Below are 17497 nucleotides of genomic sequence, written 5' to 3'. Positions count from 1 at the left end.
CCCGGAATTTCGAAGGGGGTAGAACATGAATGCGGACATGACGAAGCCATGGCACGCTGTTCAAGTCTACGCGCCTAGCACACCGCGGGTCAAAGCGTAACCCGCTAACATCCTCGCCAGCATTTTGTGAACTTCGTCATATCAACCGGATAATGCGACCCGTCCCACTAGAAACCGTGCGGCGTGAAACCCTCGCGAGCCACGCTGAACAAGTGAACCCAGTCCCCCGCAGCTCCCCCGCCGACCAGTTCGGCGCGTCCCGAATCCAGCAATTGGTCCAGCTGCACGGTGCCCAGGTACAGTCCAGCCAGCTCCCGCTCCGAAAGCGCCACGCGCGGCAGCCCGGAGTCGGCCTGCCCGTCCTCGATCCGGCTCACCGTGGCGCGGGAATCGGACACCTCGAAGAGGTAGGTTCCGGAGATCAGCTCCAGCCGGTCGCTCACGCTCAATAGCAGCCGGGCATCGCGCTGGTAGCCGCGCGCTTGGAAGGCGGCAACAACATCGAGCACGCGCAGCCACAGCACATCGTCAATGGAACGCACGTGGTAGTCCCGCACGTTCTCCAGCACCTGGCGCAGTGGATCGGCCACCGGGCCTTGGCCATGCACTTCTTCGACCAGATCATGGTTGCCCAGGTACTCGAAGAGCTTGATGCGCGCGGCGTCGCTGGTGGCCACCAGCTTATGCACCACCAGCTTCGCCTTGGGCTCATCCCAGCCGCCGAACTTGTAGGTGGCGAATCCGCCGAGCTGGCCAGCGTCATCGTAGTAGGCGGCAAAACGCAGGTTCTTCGGCTTTTCCAGGGTCTCCCAGGTGTCCCAGCGGCCCAGGGCAAAGCCATTGTCGAACTCGGTGCTGTCCACGGAGCCGAAGGTCTGCTCGAGCGCGCGCACGGCCAGCGCGGCATAGCCGGGCCCGAAATGCTGCGGATCGGCATCCACCACCCGGCCGGGTACCTGCACGCGCAGCTTCACCCCGTGGGCGCACTTGAGCGTGAATCGGCTTTGGTAGGTAGCTGGCTCGAAGCCGTACCGCCCGTAGATCGTCGCTTCCGACGCGGTCAAAGCCGCAATAGGGAAACCCGCCTGCTGGGCATAGGCCAGGTCGGCGGTGATTTGCCTGGACAGGATGCCGCGGCGCCGATAGCTCGGCGCGACGGTGACCGCGGAGATCTTGTGCGTTGCCACCGGCGCCTCGCCGCCGGCATTGAGCAGCCCGGGGAATGCTCCATAGGTGTGCACCGGGTAGGTTGCATGGCGCGAGTGAGGTTCGGCCTGCGGATCGAACACCAGGGAAAAGCGCATTTCCTGCGCGTACGTCAGGTCCAGGTAGTTCGCCCAATTGGGTTCTTCGGGCAGCTGCTCGTAGAAGCCGATCCCGGTGGCCTGATGGAACAGCTTGATCGATTCGTCGAGTTCAGGACTGCGGACGGTAGCCTGGCAGGTCCGGGTTTCCAGCTGCGGCGGGGTCTCTGGTCTCATCGTGCTCCTTGGCGGGGAAATCGGCTGATCACAGTCTATGCGCCTGTCCGGCCGGCGCAAGGGGTGCATTCACCAGGCATCGGAGAGCGTGGTGAACCGGAGCCCGGAATCCAGCGCCTGCCTCAGCCCGAGCGCCACGCCCTTGGCAGTACCCGAGGCGGGCTGGTTGAAGTGCCCGATGCCGATGTCCCCGGCGCCCAGCTGGCGGACCTGGGCGGCCACGGCTTGCGCGCCGAAGGTCGCCCCGGCGTCCAGGTTGACGGTGAAGTTCATCGGCACCACGCCCAGTTCCCGGCACATTGCGGCGCCGGCTTCGTCCATGTGGGCGGTGCCGGAGCGGAAGAATTTCGCGGTGATGCCGAATTGGTCGGCCAGGTACCGCTGGTTGCCCATCACCTCGTCGTAGGCCTGGCCGATCGACTCCGTGCCCCCGATGCCGTAGGCTGCCTGCCCGGAAGTGGCCAGCGGGGCGTGGCTGGTTCCGTGGTTGGCGATCTCGAACAGCTCGTCGCTTACCAGCTCGTCCATCAGCCGCGCGTTGGCGCGTGCCCAGCGTTCGTTCACGAAGAGGGTCGCGGGCACCTGCTTGGCACGCAACGCGTCCAGCAGGGCCCCATCCACCCCCGAGCCCCGGGGTCCCCCGCAGGCATCGAAGGTCAACGCCGCGGCTGCGTTGTCCTTGGGCAGGCCCAGCTCGATGCCCGGGACTTCCAGCCCGAACTGCCCTGCAGGAAGATTCTTGAACTTTGCCATGACCTGGCTCCGGCTCGGATACACCGTCTGGAGGCTGGCGGTAGGCCGGGGCGAAGCAGTGGCGGTGGGCGAAGGACTCGCCGTTGCCGAGGCCGACGCGGACCCGGCTCGTTCCTCCGGTCCGCCGGTACTGCAACCGGAGACCAGCGCGGCGGCCAGCGCACCCAGCCCCAGACTGCCGGTTTTCAGCGCCCAACGGCGCGAGTAGTGCTCCAAGTTCGTCTCTTTCCCCAAGCCCATTCGATCCTGCCGAAAGGGGCAGGAACACCCGCGGTGCCCCTGCCCCTGCCCCTTTCGATTGCTGCCCCTAGTGCGCGGCGTCGTGCCAGGTCCGGCCGATGCCCGGCTGGACATCCAGCGGCACCAGCAGATCTGCGGCCTGTCCCATTTCGCGGGTCACCAGCTCCTGCACTGCTTCCAGCTCCCCCTCGGCGATCTCCAGGATGAGTTCGTCATGGACCTGCAGCAGCATCCGGGACTTGTACTGCCCGGCGCGCAGTCCTTCATCGATGCGCAGCATGGCCACCTTCACCAGGTCGGCGGCCGAACCCTGGATCGGGGCGTTCAACGCGGCACGCTCGGCGATGTCGCGCAGCCGGCGATCCGAGCTGTTCAGCTCCGGCAGGTAGCGGCGGCGTCCGAAAATGGTTTCGGTGTAGCCATCCTTGCGGGCCTGGTCGACGACCGAACGCAGGTAGGTGCGCACGGCACCGAAGCGGTCGAAGTAGTCCTTCATCAGCTTGCGGGCCTCGTCCACGCCGATCTTCAGCTGCTTGGACAGCCCGAAGCTGCTCAGCCCATAGGCCAGGCCGTAGCTCATCGCCTTGACCTTCGAGCGCATCTCCGAGGTGACCTCGTCCGGCTCGACGTTGAACACGCGCGAACCGACATAGCGGTGCAGGTCCTCGCCGTTCTGGTAGGCCTCGATCAGCCCCTCATCTTCGGAGAGGTGCGCCATGATGCGCATTTCGATCTGCGAGTAGTCCACTGTCAGCAGGCTCTGGTAGCCGGCCCCGACCATGAAGACGTCGCGGATGCGACGGCCCTCTTCCGAACGCACCGGGATGTTCTGCAGGTTCGGGTTCAGGCTGGAGAGGCGCCCGGTCGCGGCCACGGTCTGCGCATAGGTGGTGTGGATCCGGCCATCATCGTGGGTGGCCTTGAGCAGGCCGTCCACGGTCTGGCGCAGCTTGATCGCGTCGCGGTAGGCCATCAGCGCGACCAGGAACGGGTGCCCGGTCTTGACCAGCAGATCCTGCAGCGACTCGGCATCGGTGGTGAAACCGGTCTTGATCTTCTTGGTGCGCGGCAGATCCAGCTCTTCGAACAACACCACCTGCAGCTGCTTCGGGCTGGAGAGGTTGACTTCGTGGCCGATCGCGGCGAACGCGTCGTTGGTGGCCTGGTCCACCTGGTCGGTGAAGTGGGCACGCAGTTCGTTCAGGCGATCCACGTCCACTGCCACGCCGGCGCGTTCCATCTCGAAGAGCACCGGAATCAGCGGCAGCTCCATCTCGGCAGCCAGTTTGTCCGCGTGCTTCTCGGCCAGCTTGGTAGCCAGGTAGGCGGAGAGGTCGTGGATGGCCTGCGCCTGGGCCAACGTTGGCTCGGCAAGATCCGAAGTGAGCCCCAGATCCAGTTCGCCCTTCTTGGCCTGATGCACCGGCACGGCGTACTTCAGGTGGTACTGCACCACGTCCACCAGGTCGTGGCTGCGGCGATCGGGCTGGATCAGGTAGGCGCTGATCAAGGTGTCGTCCTTGATGCCGGCGATCCGCAGCCCGCGCTCGATGAGCAGGTGCATGGCGGCCTTGGCATCGTGGAAGAGCTTCGGCGCGTTCTCATCGGCCAGGAACTGCGCAAGCACGCCTTCGGTGGCTTCATCGAGTTCGGCCAGTTCCAGCCAGAGGGCTTCCGACCCGCGGAAAAGGGCCAGACCCACGGCTTCGCCGTCAACCGCAGCAGGCTGGATTGCGATCGGCGCGCCCTTCCCGGCCCCGATGAATCCGTCCAGTGCGTCGGCATCGGCGCCGAGCACCCGGGAGAATTCGGCAACTTCGGGTGCCGCTTCCTCTTCCTGGGCTGCAAACAGGTCGAACAGGCGCTTGCGCAGGGTGTTGAATTCCAGCGCGTCGAACAGGTTCTCGATCTCTTCGCGGTTCGGGGCTTCGAGTTCCATCTGATCGAGCGTGACCGGGAGTTCCAGGTCGTGCTTGAGCTGGTTCAACCGGCGGTTGCGGGTCACGTTGTCCACGTGCTCGCGCAGCGACTCGCCGACCTTGCCCTTGATGTTCTCCACATTCTCCAGGATGCCAGCCAGGTCCCCGTAGAGGTTGATCCATTTGGCGGCGGTCTTCGGCCCCACGCCTGGCACACCGGGCAAGTTATCCGCGGTTTCGCCGACCAGAGCCGCCAAATCCGAGTAGCGCTCGGGACGCACGAAGTACTTGGCTTCCACCGCTGCGGCATCCATCGGCGGGATATCGCTGATGCCCTTCTTCGGGTACAGCACCAAGGTCTTGTCGGTGATCAGCTGGAAGGCGTCGCGGTCGCCGGACACCACCAGCACGTTGAAACCGGCTTCTTCGCCCTGGGTGGCCAGCGTGGCCAGGATGTCATCGGCCTCGAAGCTCTCCAGGGTGATCGAAGGGATGTTCATCGCCTTCATGACTTCCTGGATCAGATCGATCTGCCCGTAGAACTCTTCGGGCGTCTTATTGCGTCCGCCCTTGTACTCGGTGTACTCCAGCGAGCGGAAAGTCGGGGTGTCCAAGTCGAAGGCCACCGCAACGTGGGTGGGCTTTTGCTGGCGGATCATCGTCAGCAGCATCGATACGAATCCGTGCACGGCATTGGTGTGCTGGCCGGTGCTTGTTGCGAAGTTCTCTGCAGGCAGCGCATAGAACGCGCGGAAGGCCATGGAGTGTCCGTCAATAATCAGCAGTCTCTTGTCCGACGAGGCAGTCGGTTTGGTAGTTTCGCTCACACCTGAAAGCCTAGTTGCCATGAGCGACAATTTCACTTCTCGAACCACGCAATCTTCGGCACATCCGTTTGCCGCGCAGCTGGCCCGCCACGGTATTCCCGAATCCATGTGGCCCTACCTGCTGCACAATGGCGTGGGCGAACTCGTGGAGAAACTGGAAATCATCTTCACCGGGTTCGAACCCCAGCGCGTTGCCGCCCCCATGCCGGTGGCGGGCAACACCCAGGTCTACGGCATCCTGCATGGCGGCGCTTCGGCGGCACTTGCCGAAACCCTCGGTTCGATGGCCGCTGCGCTGCACGGTGCCGGCCGGGCCAACCCGGTCGGCGTGGATTTGAACATCACCCACCACAAGGCCGGGCGCACCGGGCTGGTCACCGGGGTATGCACGCCGGTGCATCTGGGCCGCAGCAGCACCTGCCATGAGATCGTGATCAGCAATGAGCAGGGCCAGCGTGTCGCGACCGCTCGCATCACCAATATGCTGCTGCCGGTCGAAAACTGATCCCCGCAGGCGCCGTTCGCGCCAAGCGCGGCGGATCCGGCTTTTCCGGAGCGCTGGCCCTGGCCGGCTGGTCCCCTTGGCCGTTTAGCCGATCGCGTAGCGCGAGAGGAAGATATCCGCGCCGAGCTCGGTGATCCCCAGGGCCGAGAGCTGCGTGCTGATCCCGCGGCCAAAGATATTGGCCCCGTCGCCCAGCACCTCCGGAACGGTAACCAGAAGCAGCTCATCGAGCGCATCGGCTTCGACGAACGCTCCAGCCAGGTCGGCACCGCCAACCACCCACACGTCCCCGGCCCCTGCGCTCTGGGCGATGTCCCGGCTCCAGAAGCCCACCTCGCCGCGGATGAAGGTCAGGTCCGCTCCGGGCAGTGTCGGCAGTTCATGGTGTGTGAAGACCCACACCGGCTTCTCGCCGAACACCCACGGCACGGTTCCCTCGGCAGCATCACGGACGATGTTCTCGTAGGTCTTGCCACCGATCACTACGGCGCCGACGCTCCCGAAGAACTCGTCGAAATGCTTTTTCACTCCCGGCTGCGTGGCATAGGGGATGAACCATTGGACGCTTCCGCTGCGATCGGCGATAAATCCATCGATGGAGGCACCCACGTAGTACTTGAAGCTAGTCATGGCTCCAGTCTAGGGGTGCCTCCATCGAAGGCAATATCAAGTTGTCGAGGGACCCGAAAATCGTGTCGGATCCACCCGCAGCCGCGAGCAGTTCCTAGTGGCTCGAGGAGAAGCCCAGGATCGCTTCGCTCAGCTGCGGCACGATCAGCACCACGCCGAAGAGGACGATCAGGCCGCAAATCGCGAAGCAAGCGTAGGCTCCGGCATTGCTCAGGCTCTGGTTGCGGCCCTCGTCCTTGGCAACTGCCAGCAGGCGGACGCCGAAGGAGTAGGCCGCCACGATCGCCATCGCGGAAAACCAGGTGATGGCGGCGACGATGAGAAAGGCTGTCCAGTCAATCATGAATTATCGGCTTCCTTCTGCGCTGCGGCAGCCTTGGCCAGCTTGGCTTCCGCCTTGGCCTTGGCACGGCGTTCCTTCTTGGTCAGGATGTTCACCGCTGCGCCCGAGTTATCGATGTCGGAAATGTTCGACTCGTGGTCATGCGGCTGCTTGCGCGAGAGGAACCAGATGGTCAGCATGGCGCCGGTGCCGGCGATCGCGACGATCACGATGCCGATGGTGCCCAGGTGGGTGATCGCTGCGGCCACGCCGCCAACGGCCGCGGCTGCTGGCAGGGTGAACAGCCAGCCCAACGCGATGCGTCCTGCGGTGCCCCAGCGGACTTCGCCGCCCTTGCGGCCCATGCCCGAACCGATCACGGAGCCGGAGGCTACCTGGGTGGTGGACAGCGCGAAGCCCAGGTGCGAGGAGGTCAGGATCGCCGAAGCGGTGGACATCTCGGCTGCGAAGCCCTGCGCGGGCTTCACGTCGGTCAGGCCCGAACCCATGGTGGCGATGATGCGCCAGCCGCCGGTGTAGGTACCCAGCGCGATGGCGAAGGCACAGGTGGCAACAACCCAGAACTGCACGCCGGAGTCGGAATCCTGCAGGCCAGAAGCCACCAGGGTCAGGGTGATGATGCCCATGGTCTTCTGCGCATCGTTAGTGCCGTGGGACAGCGCGACCAGCGAGGAAGAGAAGATCTGCCCGTAGCGGAAGCCGCCGCGCTTGGGCGCCGCTCCATTCTCGCGCTTGGTGATCGCGTAGGCCAGCTTGGTGCACAGGTACGCGGAGATGCCGGCGATCACCGGCGCGCACAGGGCCGGAAGCAGCACCTTGGAGAGCAGCACGCTGTAGTTCACCGAGGCGAAGCCTGCACCGACGATCGCGGCGCCTACCAGGCCGCCGAACAATGCGTGGGAGGAGCTCGAAGGCAGTCCCAGCAACCAGGTGAACAGGTTCCAGATCACGGCGCCCATCAGGCCGGCGAAAATCATCGCCGGCCCAATAGCCACGCCCGAGGTCGGGTCTTCGTTGATGATGCCACCTGAAATGGTCTTCGCTACCTCGGTGGAGAGGAATGCGCCAACCAGGTTCAGAATTGCGGCGAGGGCAACTGCCTTCTTAGGGGAAATTGCTCCGGTTGCGATTGGGGTGGCCATCGCATTGGCCGTGTCATGGAAACCATTGGTGAAGTCGAAAAACAACGCCAAGGCAATGACCAGGACGACGATAAGCGTCAAATCCATTGAATACCAGCCTGAGGGGTCGAACGGCAAGGAAAAAGAGAACGGGCCAGAAATAGGATCCTGCGAAAGGCATTGGCGTGCAGGACTTCGTTCTAAGCGCAATTTCCATCTTAGGCGTACGGCGCAGTACGTCAATCCGGAACTTCAACCCCATCCGGGGAAAACTCGGATGAACAACTGGTTACCAGAGGGTTAACTAGCCTCCAAGCGCGGTATCGGCGCATCGCAGGCATAAAAAATGTGCGCCAAACCATAAGTGGCTTGGCGCACAATCCAGTGCTTGGCGGTCCCTACTTGACCTGGTCGACGACCGTCTCGGCAACCTGGCGCATGCTCAGGCGGCGATCCATGGAGGTCTTCTGGATCCAGCGGAACGCTTCCGGCTCGGTCAAGCCCATCTTGGTGATGAGCAGCGACTTGGCGCGATCAACCAGCTTGCGGGTTTCGAACTGCTCGGCCAGGTTGCTGACTTCTTCCTCCAGCGCGCGCAGCTCGTCATTGCGGGAAATCGCGATTTCGATGGCCGGAGTGAGGTCTGCCGGGGTGAACGGCTTGACCACGTAGGCCATGGCACCGGCTTCGCGGGCACGCTCCACCAGTTCCTTCTGGCTGAAGGCGGTCAGCAAGACGACCGGGGCGATGCGTTCCTTGACGATGGCTTCGGCGGCGGTGATGCCATCCATGACCGGCATCTTCACGTCCATGAGCACCAGATCGGGCTTCAATTCGCGCGCCTTCTCCAGGGCGGTCTGGCCGTTGTCGGCTTCGGCGACGACGTCGTACCCTTCGGAACGGAGAATTTCGACGATATCCAAGCGGATCAGGGTTTCATCCTCGGCAACGACCACTCGACGCGGAGTGGATTGCACCTCGGATGGGATGCGGGTGATTTCAGGTAGTTCGCTCATTGGCGCCTTCCTCCATGGTCAGAAATCCTGCCCGCTGAATGGGCAGTATCTAGATGGTTTCAGTTCAGCGAAGCCACGTTGCCTCGGTTTCACATCTAAGCCTACTGGCATGTACTCTTGTTGAGGCGAAGACGCGAGGTTCCTGATTAGGAAATCTGGAAAACCTCTAGTAAAGTAGTCAAAGTGCCAGCCCAAGTGGCGGAATCGGTAGACGCGCCGCACTCAAAATGCGGTATCGAAAGATGTGTGGGTTCGAGTCCCACCTTGGGCACCAGCATGAAGGCCGTTGGATCGGAAATTGTCCGGTTCAACGGCCTTTTTTGCGCGCGCAACCACAGGGCACGTGCTCGAGTTCACAATCGCGCTTTGCGGGCGCCAAGGCAAAAAATCTGCCCTGCTCCAGAATTCTGGAGCAGGGCAGATTTTCTTGCCTCAGCTAGTGCGCGACAGAGCGTCTACAGGTTTTTCGGCGTGGAGACGTTTTCCGGTGCCCACGGACCGACCTTCTCGCGAGCAGGCATCGGCTTGCCATTGACCAGCTGGCCGGCATCGGCGAGGTCGCCGACCTTGTGCACGCGCAGCGAGTTGGTGGACCCCGCCTGTCCCGGAGGGGAGCCGGCGGCGATGCACACGATGTCGTTGAGCTCCGCCAGGCCTTCGGAGAGCAGCGCCTCGTCCACCTGGGCGGTCATCTTGTCAGTGTGGTCGGCGTAGGCCACCAGGCGTGCCTGCACACCCCACATCAGGGTCATGATGTTGTAGGTCTGCTGCAGCGGGGTGAAAGCCAGGACCGGCTTCTTCGGGCGCAGGCGCGAGAGGCGCCGTGCCGAGTCGCCGGACTGGGTGAAGGCGACGATGTACTTCGCGTCGAGCTGATCGGCGATCTCCACCGCGGCACGGGTGATCGCGCCGCCGCGGGTCTTCGGCTGGGAGCCCAAGCGGGGAATGCGATCCAGGCCGTGCTGCTCGGTCGAGGAGATGATGCGCGACATGGTCTCCACGGTTTCCACCGGGTACGCGCCCACGGAGGTCTCCCCCGAGAGCATGACCGCGTCGGCGCCGTCGAGCACCGCATTGGCGCAGTCCGAAGCCTCGGCGCGGGTCGGGGTCGGCGATTCGATCATCGATTCGAGCACCTGGGTGGCGACGATGACCGGCTTGGCCCAGCGGCGTGCCAGCTCCACGGCACGCTTCTGCACGACCGGAACTTCTTCCAGCGGCAGCTCCACGCCCAAGTCGCCGCGGGCGACCATGATGGCGTCGAAGGCATTGATGATTTCTTCCAGCGCGGCCACGGCCTGCGGCTTCTCGATCTTGGCGATCACCGGCACGCGTCGGCCTTCTTCGTCCATGATCTCGTGCACGCGCTCGATGTCCTCGGCATTGCGCACGAAGGACAGTGCGACCATGTCGATGCCGGCACGCAGTGCCCAGCGCAGGTCGTCCTCGTCCTTTTCGCTCAATGCGGGAACGTTCACCGCGACGCCTGGCAGGTTGATGCCCTTGTTATTGGACACCTCGCCTCCGACGACAACCTCGGAACGCACCGAGGTCTGGTCAACTGCCAGCGCCTTGAGCTTGACCTTGCCATCGTTGATCAGCAGGAAATCGCCCGGCTGGACATCGGTGGGAAGGCCCTTGAAGGTGGTGGAGCACAGGTTGCGGGTACCTTCGATGTCCTCGATGGTGATGGTGAATTCCTCACCAGCCTCGAGGATGTACTTGGCGTTGTCCTTGAAGCGGCCAAGGCGGATCTTCGGACCCTGCAGGTCGGCGAAGATGCCAACCGCGCGGCCGCTCTCCGCGGCCGCATTGCGCACATTCGCCAGGGATTGTGCGTGCATGGAGTGGTCTCCATGGCTCATGTTCAGGCGGGCTACGTCTACGCCCGCCTTCAGTACCGCTACAGTATTTTCATAACTTGCCAGGGCCGGGCCCCAGGTTGCCACAATCTTTGCGCGTCTCATTCCGTCAGCCAAATGCCTTTCATGTTCACATAGGCAAAATGCGGCCCACCCGGCATCCGGGTGCGCCGCATTCAAGCCTATGTCACTCAAATGATGCTGATGGCCCTATCGGTTGGAGCAACCGGTGCAGGAAGGGTAGTCGAACCCATGAGGAACTTGTCGACCGCGGCCGCGCAAGCGCGTCCTTCGGCGATAGCCCACACGATCAGCGACTGTCCCCGACCGGCGTCTCCGGCGACGAATACCGATTCGGTGTTCGTCATGTAGTAGCCATCTCGGGCGACGTTGCCCCGGTTGTCGAATTCGATACTGACCTGTTCGTCCAATCCGGAAACTTCCGGACCGGTGAACCCGAGGGCAAGCAGAACCAGATCCGCTTTGATTACGCGTTCGGTTCCAGGCTTCGGGAGGCGCTTGCCAGCAACAAATTCTGTCTCTGCAACTGTAACACCGATCACCTTGTTTTGCTCAGTTCCCTCGCCGGAGATGAAGTTCACGGTCGAAGCCAGGTAGGTTCGCTCGCCGCCTTCCTCATGGGAGGTCTGCACCTCGAAAAGCACCGGCATCATCGGCCACGGCTGGTCTTCGCGGCGCTCGGTGCCCGGCTGCTGGCCGATGGCAAGCGTCGTGACGCTCGCCGCTCCCTGGCGCAGGGCGGTGCCGATGCAGTCCGAGCCGGTGTCTCCGCCGCCCAGCACGATCACGTGCTTGCCCGCCGCATCGATGCGCGGGGCATCGAGCTGGCCGGCGACCACGCGGTTGCTCTCGGTGAGGAACTCCATGGCATGGTGCACGCCCTCGAGCTTGTTGCCCGGCACCGGCAGCTCGCGCGGCACCGTGGCACCGGTGGCCACGATGACCGCGTCGTAGTCGCGGCGCAGCTGCTTCCAGGAGATGTCCTTGCCGATCTCGATGCCGGTGCGGAAGATCGTTCCTTCGGCTTCCATCTGGGCCAGACGCAGGTCGATGACCTGCTTCTCGAGCTTGAAGTCCGGGATGCCGAAGCGCAGCAGGCCGCCGATGGCTTCGTCGCGCTCGTAGACGGCCACGGTGTGCCCGGCACGGGTCAGCTGCTGGGCGGCGGCCAATCCGGCCGGCCCCGAACCGACGATCGCCACGCGGTGCTCGGTGTGGCGGGCAGGCGGCTGCGGCACGAAGTCGCCGGCGTCCATCAGGTGGCCAGCGAGTTCGGCTTCGACCTGCTTGATGGTCACCGCGGGCTGGTTGATGCCCAGCACGCAGGAGGACTCGCACGGGGCCGGGCACAGCTTGCCGGTGAGCTCCGGGAAATTGTTGGTGCTCAGCAGCCGGGCGGCCGCATCATCCATCCGGCCCCTGTAGGCCAGGTCGTTGAACTCCGGGATCAGGTTGCCCAGCGGGCATCCCGAATGGCAGAACGGGACGCCGCAGTCCATGCAACGGCCGGCCTGCTCCTCCAGGATGCCGGACTTCTGGCGCTCGACGACCTCCTTGTAGTCCATCAGGCGCACCGGCACCGGGCGCTTGGGCTGGGTGACACGTTCGGTCACCTTCAGGAATCCACGTGGATCAGCCACGGGTCACCTCCAAAATCTTGTTCCATACCTGCGGCGAATCCGGGTTCTGCCCGTTGGCTACTGCGTCGCTGCGCAGCTGCTGCACGGCGGCGAAGTCGCGCGGGGTGATGCTGGTCAGCCGGCTGCGGGTTCGTTCCCAGTCCAGCAGCAGGCGGGAGGCCAGCGGGGATGCGGTCAATGCGATGTGCTCGGTGAGCAGCTCGTGGATGCGTTCGGCTTCGGCATCGGTAATCGGCGCTACCAGCAGGTCCGACTGCCCGGCAGCCAGCGGGTTCAGCTTGGCTGCATCGAAGTCCAGCACCCAGGCCACGCCGCCGGAGAACCCGGCGCCGAAGTTGCGGCCGGTGGCTCCCAGGATCAGCACCTGTCCCCCGGTCATGTACTCGCAGCCGTGCTCGCCGATGCCTTCGGTGACAATCGTGGCCCCGGAGTTGCGCACCGCGAAGCGTTCGCCGACCATGCCGTTGATGAACAGCTCCCCGCTGGTGGCGCCGTAGCCGACCACGTTGCCGGCGATGACCTGCTCCTCGGGTTTGGACAGGGTGGTGTGCGGCGGGTGGATCGCGATCCGGCCGCCGGACAATCCCTTGCCGACGTAGTCATTCGCGTCGCCCGAGAGCTTGAGCGTAATGCCCTCGGGAAGGAAGGCGCCCAGCGACTGGCCGGCGCGGCCCGAGAGGTTCACCTTGATGGTGTCCCGCTCCAGGGTCTGCAGCCCGAAGGTCTTGGTCACATGGTGGCCCAGCAGCGTGCCGGTGGAGCGGTCGGTATTCACGATCGCCGCGTCGATGCTGACCGGCAGGCGGTCAGCCAGCGCCGGTCCGGCCGCGGCGAGCAGCTGCTGGTCCAGGTGCGTGTCCAGCCCGTGGTCCTGGCCGATGCGGCGGCGGCGCGCCGCCAGCTCGGTATCCGGCACGTGGGTGATCGCATCCAGCGCCAGCCCGGAGACCTTGTCGTGCGCGGCGAACTGGGCGGGATCGGCCTGGAGCAGTTCGACCTTGCCGATCACCTCGTCCAGGGTGCGCGCCCCCAGCGAGGCGAGCAGCTCGCGCACCTCCTGGGCGATGAACTCGAAGAAGTTCACCACGAACTCGGCCTTGCCGGTGAAGCGTTCGCGCAGCGCAGGATTCTGCGTGGCCACGCCCACCGGGCAGGTGTCCAGGTGGCACACGCGCATCATGATGCAGCCCGAGACCACCAGCGGGGCGGTGGCGAAGCCGAATTCCTCGGCACCCAGCAGGGCGCCGATCAGCACGTCGCGCCCGGTTTTCAGCTGGCCATCGACCTGCACGGTGACGCGGTCGCGCAACCCGTTGAGGATCAGCGTCTGCTGCGCTTCGGCCAAGCCGATTTCCCACGGGGTGCCGGCATGCTTCAGCGAATTCATCGGCGAGGCGCCGGTGCCGCCATCGTGCCCGGAAATCAGCACGACGTCGGCCTTGGCCTTGGCCACGCCGGCCGCGACGGTGCCGATGCCGGACTCGGAGACCAGCTTCACGTGCACGCGGGCGGAAGGGTTGGCGCACTTCGCGTCGTGGATCAGCTGGGCCAGGTCCTCGATCGAGTAGATGTCGTGGTGCGGCGGCGGGGAGATCAGCCCGACACCCGGGGTGGAGTGGCGAGTCTTGGCGATCCAGGGGTAGAGCTTGGCGCTCATCAGCTGGCCGCCTTCGCCGGGCTTGGCGCCCTGGGCCATCTTGATCTGGATGTCATCGGCGTTGGCCAGGTACAAGCTGGTCACCCCGAAGCGGCCCGAGGCTATCTGCTTGACCGCGCTGCGGCGCACCGGATCGAGCAGCCGCTCCGGATCCTCGCCGCCTTCGCCGGTGTTGGACTTCGCGCCCAGCTGGTTCATCGCGATGGCCAGGGTTTCGTGGGCCTCGGCCGAAATCGAGCCGTAGCTCATCGCGCCGGTGGCGAAGCGCTTCACGATGGAGCTGACCGGCTCCACCTCGTCGATGGCGATCGGGGTGATCCCCTCGGTCTTGAACTTCAGCAGCCCGCGCAGGGTCTTGAGCTGTGCGGCCTGGTCGTCGACGGCCTTGGTGTACTCCTTGAACACGTCGTAGCGGCGGGTGCGGGTGGAGTGCTGCAGGCGGAAGACGGTTTCCGGGTTGAACAGGTGCGGCGGGCCTTCGCGGCGCCACTGGTACTCTCCCCCGGTTTCCAGTTCCAGCGGCTGGGCGCCGCCGTCGATCTCCGGGTAGGCGCGGGCATGGCGGGCGGCGGCCTCGGCGGCCACCACATCCAGCTCAATGCCCGAGAGCTTGGTGGCGGTGCCGGTGAAGTACTGGTCGACCACGCGCTGGGACAGGCCCACGGCCTCGAAGGTCTGCGCGCCGCAGTAGCTGGAGACCGTGGAGATGCCCATCTTGGACATGATCTTCAGCACTCCCTTGCCCAGCGCCTTGATCAGGTTGCTGCTGGCCTGGTGCCCGTCAACTCCGGGCAGCTCGCCGTTCTCGGCCATCTGCTCGACCGATTCCAGGGCGAGGTAGGGGTTGATGGCGCTGGCGCCGTAGCCGATGAGCAGGGCGATGTGGTGCACTTCGCGGGCGTCGCCGGACTCGATGATCAGCGAAACGCGGGTGCGGTTGGAGCTCTTGAGCAGGTGGTGGTGCACCGCGGAGGTCAGCAGCAGCGACGGGATCGGCGCCCAGGCCGCGGAGGAATCGCGGTCCGAGAGCACGATGTAGCGCACCCCGCGGTTCACCGCGGCGGAAACCTTCTCGCAGATTTCCTGCAGGCGGGCGCGCAGCTCGGATTCGCCGCCGGCCGGGCGGTACAGGCCGCGCACCTTCAGCGAGTACTTGGACCCGGATTCGTCGCGCAGGTGCACGATCTTGGCCAGCTGGTCGTTGGTCAGCACCGGGTAGTCCAGCGCGATCTGGGTTTGCGGGACACGGTCCAGGGACAGCAGGTTGCCGTCGGGGCCGATCGCGGTGCCCATCGAGGTGACCAGCTCTTCGCGGATTGCATCCAGCGGCGGGTTGGTGACCTGGGCGAAGGACTGGGTGAAGTAGTCGAACAGCAGGCGCGCCCGGTCAGCCAGGGCGGCAATCGGGGTGTCGGTGCCCATGGCGGCCAGCGGTTCGGCACCGGTGGCGGCCATGGGAGCGAGCAGCACGCGCAGCTCCTCGGTGGTGTAGCCGAAGGTCAGCTGGCGCAGGGCCACGGAGGCGGAGTTGTGGCGCACGTGCTCCAGGTCCGGGAAGTCGGCCAGCGTCTTCAGGTTCTGCGAAACCCATTCGCGCCATGGCTTGGCGGCGGCCACTTCGGCCTTGATCTCGGCGTCCTCGACAATACGCTGGGCGTCCAGGTCCACGGCGAACATCTTGCCCGGGGCGACACGGCCCTTCTTCACGATGTGCTCTTCGTCGACGTCGATCACGCCGACCTCGCTGGCCAGGACCACCAGGCCGTCGTCGGTGACCCACCAGCGGGCTGGGCGCAGGCCATTGCGGTCCAGCACCGCGCCGGCCATCGCGCCATCGGTGAAGCAGACGGCGGCGGGGCCATCCCACGGCTCGATGAGCATGGACTGGTACTGGTAGAAGGCGCGCAGGTCCGCGTCCATCTGATCGTCGTTTTCCCACGGCTGCGGGATCATCATCATGATGGTCTCGGTCACGTTGCGGCCCGAGAGCATGAGCATTTCGGCGACCTCGTCGAAGGAAGCCGAGTCCGAGGCGCCGGCGGTGCAGATCGGGAACAGTTCCTCGGGCACCTCGCCGAGCAGCTCGGATTCCAGGGTCGACTGCCGGGCGCGCATCCAGTTGCGGTTGCCCTTGACGGTGTTGATCTCGCCGTTGTGCGCGATGGTGCGGAAAGGCTGGGCCAGCGGCCACGACGGGAAGGTGTTGGTGGAGAAGCGCGAGTGCACGATCGCGCAGCGGCTGGTGAAGCGGGCGTCGGACAGGTCCGGGTAGAACGGCTCGAGCTGCGCGGTGGAGACCATGCCCTTGTAGACGATGGACTGCGAGGAGAACGAGGCGAAGTACACGCCCATCTTGTTATGCGCGCGGCGGCGGATGCGCCAGGCGGCGGCGTCCAGCTCGCGGCGGGTGGCGGCCGGGGCGCCGGCGTGGGCGCCGATGAAGATCTGGGTGATGTACGGCATCACCTTGCGGGCCGAGGCGCCGAGCACGTCGGAATCAACCGGTACCTCGCGCCAGCCGAGCACCGCCAGGTTCTCCTCGGCGGCCATGGTTTCCAGTTCTTCCTGGGCGAAGGCACGTTCGCCAGCGTCGGCCGGGAGGAAGCCCATGCCCACGGCGTAGGAGCCGGCGGCGGGAAGATCGAATGCGGTGACGCTACGCAGGAAGGCATCGGGCAGATGCAGCAGGATGCCGGCGCCGTCGCCGGTGCCTTCATCGGCGCCGATGGCGCCGCGGTGCTCAAGCCGGCGCAGGGCGGTCAGCGCGTGGGCGACGATCTCGTGGCTGGCATCGTTCTTCAGGGACGCGATCATCGCCAGGCCGCAGGCATCCTTTTCGGCCGCTGGGTCATACAGACCCTGCGCGCCAGGCAGCGCGGAAAAACGGGTGTAGGGCGAGGGGACCTCCTCGCCAAAACCTGGCGAGGCGTTCATCTGGACTCCGGTCATGCTCATGAGCGTGCCTTTCTGTGGTTCATGCAGGATAGGCGCGCGGCAGCCCCCGGTAAAGGGCTTATTCTTGGCAAGGGCTTCCGGCCGCCTGGATGTTTCATCTAGCTGAAACTTTTCGACAGTGCTAAGCGGGGTCTGCTTGCGCATCGAGGTTTCGGGGACGAACATTTCCCACCTCGTTGTGGTGCTGCACCAGCTGGCCTTTCCAGGGGTCGATCGACCAGCGTGGCGCGTGGATCACACGTTACGCAGGTTTTGTTTCTCGCATGCGCGTGCTTGTGTTTCAGGAATGTTAAAAACTTCTGCCGCTACCGGCGCGGAAAAAGCAGTTTTTTGCGGGCGGGGATCGCGAAAACCGGTTTTGCCAGCCGGTTTTGATAGCCGCCCAATGTTTCGGGCATGTTGCGCCCGAGGGACGGAAAACTGCCCAGATTTTCCGGACATTTCGCCATATTGGGGCCAGAGCGCGTCATGAAAGCGGATCCGGGCAGCTGCTGGCGCGGCTTAAACCACCGGTGGGGGGCAAGCGT

13 protein-coding genes and 1 tRNA gene are annotated in these 17497 nt (G+C 64.7%); 3 read left to right on the top strand and 11 right to left on the bottom strand.

Annotated features, from left to right (window positions below):
• Positions 1-167: 167 nt before the first annotated feature.
• Both ACNPM8_RS15150 and ACNPM8_RS15145 read right to left on the bottom strand, forming a co-directional pair.
• Positions 168-1481 carry a GNAT family N-acetyltransferase gene (locus ACNPM8_RS15150; protein ID WP_448940133.1) on the bottom strand — a complete coding sequence of 438 codons (1314 nt, stop codon included), beginning with the start codon at positions 1479-1481 and terminating at the stop codon, positions 168-170.
• A gap of 69 nt (positions 1482-1550) precedes the next feature.
• Positions 1551-2234, bottom strand: a complete 684-nt coding sequence (locus ACNPM8_RS15145; protein ID WP_448940132.1) for a polysaccharide deacetylase family protein — start codon at positions 2232-2234, stop codon at positions 1551-1553.
• Here ACNPM8_RS15145 and ACNPM8_RS15140 point away from each other — a divergent pair.
• Positions 2221-2442 carry a hypothetical protein gene (locus tag ACNPM8_RS15140; RefSeq protein WP_448940131.1) on the top strand — a complete coding sequence of 74 codons (222 nt, stop codon included), beginning with the start codon at positions 2221-2223 and terminating at the stop codon, positions 2440-2442. The two genes, ACNPM8_RS15145 and ACNPM8_RS15140, sit on opposite strands and share 14 nt — an antisense overlap.
• Positions 2443-2541: 99 nt before the next feature.
• Here ACNPM8_RS15140 and polA read toward each other — a convergent pair whose 3' ends face one another.
• A complete protein-coding gene (gene polA, locus ACNPM8_RS15135; RefSeq protein WP_448940421.1) occupies positions 2542-5154 on the bottom strand; it encodes a DNA polymerase I in 2613 nt (870 codons plus the stop codon).
• A gap of 85 nt (positions 5155-5239) precedes the next feature.
• On the opposite strand from polA, the gene ACNPM8_RS15130 reads away from it, so the two are divergent.
• Entirely contained in the window at positions 5240-5725 is a 486-nt protein-coding gene (locus tag ACNPM8_RS15130; RefSeq protein WP_448940130.1) for a hotdog fold thioesterase, read from the top strand.
• 84 nt (positions 5726-5809) lie between these two features.
• Here ACNPM8_RS15130 and ACNPM8_RS15125 read toward each other — a convergent pair whose 3' ends face one another.
• The 4 genes from ACNPM8_RS15125 to ACNPM8_RS15110 all read right to left on the bottom strand — a co-directional run bounded on the left by ACNPM8_RS15125 (position 5810) and on the right by ACNPM8_RS15110 (position 8835).
• Entirely contained in the window at positions 5810-6355 is a 546-nt protein-coding gene (locus ACNPM8_RS15125) for a dihydrofolate reductase family protein (protein ID WP_105656700.1), read from the bottom strand.
• A gap of 94 nt (positions 6356-6449) precedes the next feature.
• Positions 6450-6698, bottom strand: a complete 249-nt coding sequence (locus tag ACNPM8_RS15120; RefSeq protein ID WP_105656701.1) for a hypothetical protein — start codon at positions 6696-6698, stop codon at positions 6450-6452.
• Positions 6695-7927 carry an inorganic phosphate transporter gene (locus ACNPM8_RS15115; protein WP_105656702.1) on the bottom strand — a complete coding sequence of 411 codons (1233 nt, stop codon included), beginning with the start codon at positions 7925-7927 and terminating at the stop codon, positions 6695-6697. The genes ACNPM8_RS15120 and ACNPM8_RS15115 overlap by 4 nt, the downstream gene beginning before the upstream one ends.
• Positions 7928-8217: 290 nt before the next feature.
• Complete coding sequence (locus ACNPM8_RS15110) at positions 8218-8835, bottom strand: ANTAR domain-containing response regulator (RefSeq protein ID WP_105656703.1); 618 nt, start codon at positions 8833-8835, stop codon at positions 8218-8220.
• Between the two features lie 189 nt (positions 8836-9024).
• Between ACNPM8_RS15110 and ACNPM8_RS15105 the strand changes: the two genes are divergently transcribed.
• Positions 9025-9109, top strand: a tRNA-Leu gene (locus ACNPM8_RS15105).
• Between the two features lie 181 nt (positions 9110-9290).
• On the opposite strand, the gene pyk is transcribed toward ACNPM8_RS15105, so the two are convergent.
• The 4 genes from pyk to ACNPM8_RS15085 all read right to left on the bottom strand — a co-directional run.
• A complete protein-coding gene (gene pyk, locus ACNPM8_RS15100) occupies positions 9291-10802 on the bottom strand; it encodes a pyruvate kinase (RefSeq protein WP_448940129.1) in 1512 nt (503 codons plus the stop codon).
• Between the two features lie 86 nt (positions 10803-10888).
• The gene (locus tag ACNPM8_RS15095; protein WP_105656705.1) at positions 10889-12358 is read right to left on the bottom strand and encodes a glutamate synthase subunit beta; all 1470 of its coding nucleotides are present in this window, start codon (positions 12356-12358) and stop codon (positions 10889-10891) included.
• Positions 12351-16970 carry a glutamate synthase large subunit gene (gene gltB / locus ACNPM8_RS15090; RefSeq protein ID WP_448940128.1) on the bottom strand — a complete coding sequence of 1540 codons (4620 nt, stop codon included), beginning with the start codon at positions 16968-16970 and terminating at the stop codon, positions 12351-12353. The genes ACNPM8_RS15095 and gltB overlap by 8 nt, the downstream gene beginning before the upstream one ends.
• Before the next feature lie 305 nt (positions 16971-17275).
• Positions 17276-17497 (bottom strand): hypothetical protein (locus ACNPM8_RS15085; RefSeq protein WP_448940127.1); only part of this gene is annotated, 222 nt, incomplete at its 5' end.

The sequence above is a fragment of the Glutamicibacter sp. AGC46 genome, assembly GCF_053543715.1.
This window is presented reverse-complemented; position numbering and strand designations above follow the sequence as displayed.

Excerpts from the sequence above, each read along its gene's own strand:
- ACNPM8_RS15110 (WP_105656703.1), bottom strand. The coding sequence starts at position 8,835 with ATGAGCGAACTACCTGAAATCACCCGCATCCCATCCGAGGTGCAATCC.
- ACNPM8_RS15145 (WP_448940132.1), bottom strand. The coding sequence starts at position 2,234 with ATGGCAAAGTTCAAGAATCTTCCTGCAGGGCAGTTCGGGCTGGAAGTC.
- ACNPM8_RS15125 (WP_105656700.1), bottom strand. The coding sequence starts at position 6,355 with ATGACTAGCTTCAAGTACTACGTGGGTGCCTCCATCGATGGATTTATC.
- polA (WP_448940421.1), bottom strand. The coding sequence starts at position 5,154 with ATGGCCTTCCGCGCGTTCTATGCGCTGCCTGCAGAGAACTTCGCAACA.
- ACNPM8_RS15150 (WP_448940133.1), bottom strand. The coding sequence starts at position 1,481 with ATGAGACCAGAGACCCCGCCGCAGCTGGAAACCCGGACCTGCCAGGCT.
- pyk (WP_448940129.1), bottom strand. The coding sequence starts at position 10,802 with ATGAGACGCGCAAAGATTGTGGCAACCTGGGGCCCGGCCCTGGCAAGT.
- ACNPM8_RS15130 (WP_448940130.1), top strand. The coding sequence starts at position 5,240 with ATGAGCGACAATTTCACTTCTCGAACCACGCAATCTTCGGCACATCCG.
- gltB (WP_448940128.1), bottom strand. The coding sequence starts at position 16,970 with ATGAGCATGACCGGAGTCCAGATGAACGCCTCGCCAGGTTTTGGCGAG.
- ACNPM8_RS15115 (WP_105656702.1), bottom strand. The coding sequence starts at position 7,927 with ATGGATTTGACGCTTATCGTCGTCCTGGTCATTGCCTTGGCGTTGTTT.
- ACNPM8_RS15120 (WP_105656701.1), bottom strand. The coding sequence starts at position 6,698 with ATGATTGACTGGACAGCCTTTCTCATCGTCGCCGCCATCACCTGGTTT.